This is a genomic window from Streptomyces sp. NPDC005574, assembly GCF_040605435.1.
Taxonomy (GTDB): Bacteria; Actinomycetota; Actinomycetes; order Streptomycetales; family Streptomycetaceae; genus Streptomyces.
The window spans coordinates 332,100-339,887 of record NZ_JBEXCW010000001.1 but is presented as its reverse complement, the minus strand read 5'-3'; the positions used below and the strand labels follow the sequence as shown (position 1 = coordinate 339,887).

Sequence of the window (7,788 nt, the reverse complement as noted above, 5' to 3'; positions counted from 1 at the left end):
ACGGCGGCGGCCGGGGCGGTCGCGGAGGCCGCGGCGCAGGCGCCCCCGGCGGCGAGTTCGCCGTGCCGGTGACCCTCACCCCGGGGCTGCCGCCCGTCGAGGCGTTCGCCGAGCTCGACATGCCGCAGCAGCTGCTGACCGCGCTCGGCACCGAGGGTGTCGTGTCCCCGTTCCCGATCCAGGCCGCGACGCTGCCGAACTCGCTGGCCGGCCGGGACGTCCTGGGCCGCGGCCGCACCGGTTCCGGCAAGACCCTCGCCTTCGGCCTGGCCATGCTGGCCCGCATCGAGGGACAGCGGGCCGAGCCCCGGCAGCCGCTCGCGCTCGTCCTGGTGCCCACCCGTGAGCTCGCCCAGCAGGTCACCGACGCGCTCACCCCGTACGCCCGCGCGCTGCGCCTGAGGATGACCACCGTCGTCGGCGGGATGTCGCTGGGCCGCCAGGCGAGCGCCCTGCGGGGCGGTGCCGAGGTCGTCGTCGCCACACCGGGCCGGCTGAAGGACCTCATCGACCGGCAGGACTGCCGGCTGGACCGCGTCGCCATCACCGTCCTCGACGAGGCCGACCAGATGGCCGACATGGGCTTCATGCCGCAGGTCACCGCCCTGCTCGACCAGGTCCGTCCCGACGGGCAGCGGATGCTGTTCTCCGCCACCCTCGACCGCAACGTCGACCTGCTGGTCCGCCGCTACCTCACCGACCCGGTCGTCCACTCCGTCGACCCGTCCGCCGGCGCCGTCACCACGATGGAGCACCACGTGCTGCACGTGGAGGACACCGACAAGCACGCCACCACGGCGGAGATCGCCGCCCGCGAGGGCCGCGTGATCATGTTCCTGGACACCAAGCACGCGGCGGACCGGCTGGCCAAGAAGCTCCTCGCCGTCGGAGTCCGGGCCGCGGCCCTGCACGGCGGCAAGTCCCAGTCCCAGCGCACCCGGACGCTCGCCCAGTTCAAGGACGGCCACGTCACGGCACTGGTGGCGACCAACGTCGCGGCCCGCGGCATCCACGTCGACAACCTCGACCTCGTCGTCAACGTCGACCCGCCCACCGACCACAAGGACTACCTGCACCGCGGCGGCCGCACCGCCCGCGCCGGCGAGTCCGGCACCGTCGTCACGCTGGTCCTGCCGCACCAGCGGCGGGACATGACCCGCCTGATGGCCGACGCCGGCATCACCCCGCAGACCACCCGGGTCCGCTCGGGCGAGTCCGAGCTGAACCGCATCACCGGCGCGCAGGCGCCCTCGGGCGTGCCCGTCGTCGTCACCCCGCCGGTGGCCGCCGAACGCCCCAAGCGCACCGGCTCCCCCGCCGGCGGCCGGCGCGGCCGTCCCGGCCAGGGCCGCCGCCGGTCCGCCCCGCAGGCCGGCGGTCGCTGAACGGGTCCCGGCCGCCCCGGAGTTCCGGGGCGGCCGGACCGATCCTGCCCCGCGGCGCCCGGTCCGGCACATCACTGGAGTAGGCTCCTGACCCATGTCGCACCCTGATGACCTGCTCGTCGACCTCGCCGCGAGAGTGGAGTCGGAGCAGCACAGTCGGATGTCCCTCACCGTGGTGATCCCCGGAGCCGTCATCACCGGACGTCTGGCCCCGGAAGCCATGTGGAAGCAGCGCGTGGCCGAGGTGCTGCGGGACTCCGCCCAACTGGCCCCCTTCTCCGACGTGTTCACCGCCCCGGACCCGGACAGGGACCCCGGCGGCGAGTCACCGGGACAGCGCGCCCGGCCCACGCACCTCCACTTCCACGTGGCCCGCATCCTCCAGGGCAACTTCGGCATCCCCGACACCGGCGGCATGTACCGCGTCGCCCTGGAGGACGTCAACGCCTGGACCGTCGGGGACATCAGCTACTCGGACCAGTGAGCGCACCGGGCCGACGCTTCGCGTGAGCGGCGGGCCGTCCCTCAGGGCTTGTACGGAGCTGGTCGCGTACGGGCGGCGGGCGTCCGGTGAGGGCGTCCCGCCGCCCGCCGGACGTGCCGCCCCCCGTCGCACCGGCGCACCTCACGGCGCGGCGCAGCCCGTCGTACCGGCGCACCTCACGGCGCGGCGCAGCCCGTCGTACCGGCGCACCTCACGGCGCGGTTAATTTTCGCTCAACCCCTGGTTGCGGGGCGGTGAGCGGGTGACCATGGGGCCATGACTCTGGCCGAGCGCGCCATGGAACGACTGGAAGTCTGGCCCGACCTCAGTGCGGGCCTGCCCAGTTGTGGCACCGGGCGGGCTCTTCGTTCCGTCCACCACGAGATCGTCCACTTCCACTCGGGCCGGGACGTCGACCTGCATCTCACCGTCCCCGCCATCGAGCGGTTCCGGGACGATCTACGCGGGTCGACCGCCGTACACCTGATGCCGGGGTCCCGCTGGGTCACCGTCCACCTCGACTGCGACGGGGACGTCGACCTGCTGATGAGCCTGGTCAGCGTCGCCCTCAAGGCCCATCTGGCCGAGGGGCCCGACGCGGTCCCGCTGCCCGCCTCGTGCAACTTCCGCCGCGTCACGGTGGTGCCGCGCGGGCACGCCGGCGACCGCTGACCCCACGGGCCGTGGCGGCCCCCTCCGCAGAGGACCGCCGGGTGTAGCGGGCTACACCCCCGGTCGGGGAGAGCACACCCTCGTGACGGCCGGCGCGGCACGGGATCGTTGATCTCACCAGGTCGACGGCTCCCCGCCGGGGAAGTCCACGGCCCTCACCGAAAGGCCCGTCCCATGAAGGCGCTGCTCTCCTCCAAGCCCGTCCTGTGGTTCCTCTTCCTGTTCAACCTCGCCGTGGCGGCGGTCGCGCCCTTCGCGGTGGACGGCGGGCAGGGCCTGTTGACCAGCGCCGGCATGGCCGTCGTCGCCGCCGGTGCGGGGGTCGCGCTTGTTCAGGGGCGGGGCCGGCGGACACAGGGCTGACCCCCCTTTCCCGTTCTACTTGCTTAACTCAATCAATTCTGTTTAAGCTTGAGTAACTCAAGCAAAACCATGTGTCCGACGGAGGTTCCCGCCATGTCCGACGCCCTTCCCCGACCCGCCGAGGCGGCCACGCCCGCCCCGCCCGGATCGAACGCCGTGGTGGCGGTGCTGGCCCTGGCCGGAATCGTCGTCTCCCTCATGCAGACGCTGGTCATCCCGATCGTCCCCGAGCTGCCGAGGCTCCTCGACGCCCCCGCCTCCGACACCGCCTGGGCGGTCACCGCCACCCTCCTCGCGGCGGCCGTGGCCACCCCGGTGGTCGGACGGCTCGGCGACATGTTCGGCAAGCGGCGCATGCTGCTGGTCAGCATCGTGCTGCTGGTGTCCGGCTCGGTGGTCTGCGCCCTGGCGGACTCCCTGGTCCCCATGGTCGTCGGGCGTGCGCTCCAGGGACTGGCCGCCGCGGTCGTCCCGCTCGGCATCAGCATCATGCGGGACGCGCTGCCCGCCGAGCGGCTGGCCGGCTCCACCGCCCTCATGAGCGCCTCCCTCGGTGTCGGCGGCGCCCTCGGCCTGCCGGCGGCCGCTTTCATCGCCGACAACTTCGACTGGCACCTCCTGTTCTGGCTCTCCGCCGCCCTCGGCACCGTCGCGCTCGTCCTGGTCGTCCTGCTCGTGCCGGAGTCCACGGTGCGCGCCGGGGGCCGCTTCGACCTGGCCGGCTCGCTCGGCCTGGCGGCCGGGCTGCTCTCCCTGCTGCTCGCGGTCTCCAAGGGCGCCGACTGGGGCTGGACCAGCGCCACCACCCTCGGCCTCGCCGGCGCGGCCGTCGCGATCCTGCTGTCCTGGGGCTTCTACGAGCTGCGCGCCGGGCAGCCGCTGGTCGACCTGCGCACCACCGCGAAGAAGCAGGTCCTGTTCACCAACCTCGCCTCCGTCGCCCTCGGCTTCTCGATGTTCGCGATGTCGCTGGTGCTCCCGCAGCTGCTCCAGCTGCCCACCCGGACCGGTTACGGCCTCGGCAGGTCGATGATGACCGTCGGCCTGGTGCTGGCCCCGCAGGGCTTCGTGATGATGGTCATGTCCGCCGCGTCCGCCAGGCTCACCAGGGCCAAGGGCCCCAAGGTCACCCTGATGACCGGCGCCCTGATCGTGGCTGCCGGATACGGCCTGAGCATCGCCCTGATGAGCGAGGTATGGCACCTCGTCCTGGTGTCCTGCGTCATCGGCGCCGGCGTCGGCTTCACCTACGGCGCGCTGCCCGCCCTCATCATGGGTGCCGTCGACCCCACCCAGACCGGGGCCGCCAACAGCCTCAACACGCTGATGCGTTCGCTGGGCACCTCGTTCGCCAGCGCCATCGCCGGCGTCGTGCTGGCCCAGATGACCACCGACTTCGGCGGCTACGCCCTCCCGGCGGAGAACGGCTTCAGGACCGTCATGGCCATCGGCGCCGGAGCGGCCCTGCTCGCCTTCGCCCTCGCCACCTTCATCCCGAAGCGCCCGGGCCCCACCACCGACCCGGCGCCCACCCCCCGGCCGACCGCCGAGGCCAGGGCCTGACCTGAGACGGGCCCACCGCGCCACCGCCCGTGCAGCCGCCCCACCCGGCCGTCGCTCCGCACCCTCCGGGGTCGCCCGTCCCGCCTCCGGAAGGAACGCCCATGTACACGCTGTTCTCGCCGGAGCCCGCGGCGGCGCACGAGGTGCGGCGCGCGGAGCGCCCGGAGACGACGACCCCGGCCGCCGCCGCTCCCGGCCCGCTCGCCTGCTTCCTCCGGTTCACGGTGCTGGGCGGCGGTGTCGGCGTGCTGTCCAGCGGCGCGGTGGCGGTGCTGGCCGGGCTGCTGCCCTGGGCGGTGGCGAACGCGCTGGTCACCGTCGCGTCCACGCTGCTGTGCACCGAGCTGCACGCGCGGTTCACGTTCGGGACGGGCGGCCGGGCCGGCCGGCGCCGACACTGGCAGTCCGCTGGTTCGGCGGCGGTCGCCTACGCGGTGACCTGCGCGGCGATGCTCGTCCTGCACCTGGTGCGGCCGTCGCCCGGGACGGCGGCCGAGCAGTTCGTCTACCTCGGCGCCGCCGGGCTCGCGGGCCTCGGCCGCTTTCTGGTCCTGCGGCTCGTCGTCTTCGCCACCGGCCGCACCCGCGCCACGACGACGGCGACGCTCGCGCACGTCGGGGAGAGGCCGTACACCCTCGGCCGTGCCCGGCGGACACCCCGGGAGACGCGGGCCCCCCTCACAGCGTGGGCGAGGCGGACGGCGGCAGCGTTCGGCCGGTCGCACCCCGCCTCACCCTGGACGGCCTCACCGGCGGCCTCGGGGTGACGCGGCTCACACACCGCCAAGGGCGGCCGGACACCGCACCGTTCGCGGAGGTCCGGCCGCCTTCCGGTGCGGGCCGGCGGTGGTCGACGGTGAGGTGTTCCCGCCCGCCACGTGGGTCGCGCGGGAGGGCCCGGAGCGCGAGGTGCACGGTGAGGCCGTACCGGTCGCCGGCGGCCGTACGACGGTCCTCCCTGCCGGCGGCCGGGGTGCGCGGACGACGTCCGCCACCGGCACGGGACGGCCGGGTCGCCGCCGTCCCGCGCCGCCCGGAGGACCTCCGCCGGCCGGCCCGAGCGGGCGGGGAGAGACTCCGGCGGTGGGAGCGGTACCACCGGCAGGCGGGCCCGCCGCGGCTTCCGACCGGCGGCCCCGCGAACCACTGGAGAAAACCCCCTCCTCATCTGTCACAGGCATGCCATACGCTGCGCATAGCAGCCGCGCCCCGGACGCCACCGCGATCAGCGGTCGGTTCCGGGCGTTGCGCGGCGCTCTCAACTACCGGTGTCCCACCGGTTTCCTTGTGGGGGTAACAGCAACTGTGCGTACGCGCAGCATCTCTACCGCGACGGCGCTCGCGGTTCTCTTCAGCTCGGCGGCCCTGAGCGTCGTCGCGGCCGGTACGGCGTCGGCCGCCTCGGCGACCGTCACCTCGCCGGGCGGCATCGTCGCGGACGGGGCCCTTCAGCGGGTCTTCGTCGGCGACAGCTCGGCCGGCCGGATCGTCGCCGCCACCTACTCCGGCAGCCTTGTCGACTCGGTCAGCGGCATCGGCCAGATCTCCGACCTGGCGCTGTCCGAGGACGGCGCCACCCTGTACGCGGCCGCGCCCGACCTGCACGAGATCGTGGCGCTCGACGCGGCCACCCTCGACGTCAAGCACCGCTACACCGTCTCCACCACCACCGGCCCGCGCCACGTCGCCTTCGCCGGCGGCAAGCTCTGGTTCTCCTACGGCGACCAGTGGGACGGCGACCTGGGCTCGGTGGACCCGGCCCTGGACCCGGCGGGCGAGACCGACCCGGTGGCGCTCGGTCAGTACTCGAACAAGGTGTGGGGCCAGGCGCTGCTGGACACCGACCCCAGCCAGCCCGGCGTGCTCGCCGTCGGCGAGACCGGCCTCTCCACCGACTCGATGGCCGTCCTCGACGTGTCCGGCGCCACCCCGCAGCAGGTCGCCCTGTACGGCGGCGACTACACGCTGAACAGCGGCATCGGGGACATCGACCTGATACCCGGCGGCAAGCAGGTCCTGGTCAACGGCCACGACCGGGACGCCTACGCGGACGGCACGTTCAAGGCGGCCGGCTCCTACCCGGCCGGGCAGCGCGCGGACGTCGCCGCCGACGGTCTCATCGCCCAGATCGCCGGCGACAAGGTGGCCGTCTACAAGCCGAACACCACTCAGCCGGTGCGCACTTACACCACCGGCAGCGGCGGCACGGGCGACCTGGCCTGGGCCCCGGACTCCTCGCGGGTCTTCGCGCTGGTCCCCTCGGGCGGCGCCTACGTCCTCAAGGCGCTCACCGGTCCGACGCTGAACGCGCCGACGCTCACGGTCAGCGCCCCGTCGTCCGCCCCGCGCTCCAAGCAGCTCACCGTCAAGGGCAAGCTGTCGGCGACGGTTCCGCTGCCCGCCGGCGTGAAGGTCCAGGTCACCCGGACCGACATGGAGAGCCCGGACGGCAGGGCGCTGCCCTCCGTCACGGTGAAGGCGGACGGCACGTACTCCTTCACGGACACCCCGCCGGCCGGCGGCACGGTCACGTACAAGGTCAGCTACGCGGGCGACGCCGAGCACTCCTCGGCGAGCGGCTCCGACAAGGTCGCGGTCTCCCGCGCCTCGACGGCCCTGTCGCTGAACAAGAACGGCAACCTCTACAACTACGGGACCGACGTCTCGTTCACGGCGCACCTCGGCACGACGTACAAGAACCGTACGGTCGAGATCTGGGCGGACCCCTTCGGCGGCGACAAGCCGAAGAAGCTCGTCAAGACCGGCAAGGTCAACTCCCACGGCAACCTCTCGGCGACCGTGGACATGACCCGCGACACGACCGTCACCGCCGTCTTCAAGGGTGACGCCCGCTACGCGCCGAAGTCGGTGAAGTCCACGGCGTACGCCCGCGTCAAGGTCTCCACGTCCGTCTCCAGGCACTACAAGACGGGCAAGATCGGCTCGCACTCGTACTACTGGTTCCACAAGAGCACCGACCCGCTGCTCACCACGACCATGACGTACTACCCGGGCCGCCAGCAGCGGTTCGACCTGGACGTCTACTACAACGGCACGTGGCACTCGGGCGACTCGGAGTACTTCGGGCTGGGGACGAACGGCAAGTCGGCCGTGCGTCTGGAGGCTCCCGGCCAGGCCGGGATCAAGGCGCGGATGCGCTCGGTGTACGTCAACGGTTCCTCCGGCGACTCCGTGAACTCGACGACGTACGGCGCCTGGAAGTACCTGTACTTCTCCAACTGACCCGCTGTCGGGCCCTCGGGCGGCGGTTTCCCCCGCCGCCCGTGCTCGCCGTCGGCCGTCGCCGACGTGAACTAGCGG

General features: G+C 73.2%; 7 protein-coding genes. All 7 read left to right on the top strand.

Annotation, left to right across the window (positions count from 1 at the left end):
- On the top strand, window positions 1–1,385 hold a 1,385-nt coding region (locus tag ABZT03_RS01605), incomplete at its 5' end, for a DEAD/DEAH box helicase (RefSeq protein ID WP_356031932.1).
- 94 nt (window positions 1,386–1,479) lie between these two features.
- The gene (locus ABZT03_RS01600; protein ID WP_356031929.1) at window positions 1,480–1,869 is read left to right on the top strand and encodes a hypothetical protein; all 390 of its coding nucleotides are present in this window, start codon (window positions 1,480–1,482) and stop codon (window positions 1,867–1,869) included.
- A 276-nt stretch (window positions 1,870–2,145) separates the two neighbouring features.
- Window positions 2,146–2,541: a luciferase family protein gene (locus tag ABZT03_RS01595; RefSeq protein WP_356031926.1), complete on the top strand. Its 396-nt coding sequence runs from the start codon at window positions 2,146–2,148 to the stop codon at window positions 2,539–2,541.
- A gap of 174 nt (window positions 2,542–2,715) precedes the next feature.
- Window positions 2,716–2,904, top strand: coding sequence for a hypothetical protein (locus ABZT03_RS01590; RefSeq protein WP_356031922.1), 189 nt, complete (start codon window positions 2,716–2,718; stop codon window positions 2,902–2,904).
- A 93-nt stretch (window positions 2,905–2,997) separates the two neighbouring features.
- Window positions 2,998–4,467 carry an MFS transporter gene (locus tag ABZT03_RS01585; RefSeq protein WP_356031920.1) on the top strand — a complete coding sequence of 490 codons (1,470 nt, stop codon included), beginning with the start codon at window positions 2,998–3,000 and terminating at the stop codon, window positions 4,465–4,467.
- Between the two features lie 101 nt (window positions 4,468–4,568).
- The gene (locus ABZT03_RS01580) at window positions 4,569–5,234 is read left to right on the top strand and encodes a hypothetical protein (protein WP_356031918.1); all 666 of its coding nucleotides are present in this window, start codon (window positions 4,569–4,571) and stop codon (window positions 5,232–5,234) included.
- A 538-nt stretch (window positions 5,235–5,772) separates the two neighbouring features.
- Window positions 5,773–7,710 (top strand): Ig-like domain repeat protein, encoded by a 1,938-nt coding sequence (locus ABZT03_RS01575; RefSeq protein WP_356031915.1) that lies wholly within the window; start codon window positions 5,773–5,775, stop codon window positions 7,708–7,710.
- Window positions 7,711–7,788 lie beyond the last annotated feature (78 nt).

What these genes read in the sequence shown, in the direction of transcription:
- ABZT03_RS01600 (WP_356031929.1), top strand. Translation starts at nt 1,480, where the DNA reads ATGTCGCACCCTGATGACCTGCTCGTCGACCTCGCCGCGAGAGTGGAG.
- ABZT03_RS01595 (WP_356031926.1), top strand. Translation starts at nt 2,146, where the DNA reads ATGACTCTGGCCGAGCGCGCCATGGAACGACTGGAAGTCTGGCCCGAC.
- ABZT03_RS01590 (WP_356031922.1), top strand. Translation starts at nt 2,716, where the DNA reads ATGAAGGCGCTGCTCTCCTCCAAGCCCGTCCTGTGGTTCCTCTTCCTG.
- ABZT03_RS01585 (WP_356031920.1), top strand. Translation starts at nt 2,998, where the DNA reads ATGTCCGACGCCCTTCCCCGACCCGCCGAGGCGGCCACGCCCGCCCCG.
- ABZT03_RS01580 (WP_356031918.1), top strand. Translation starts at nt 4,569, where the DNA reads ATGTACACGCTGTTCTCGCCGGAGCCCGCGGCGGCGCACGAGGTGCGG.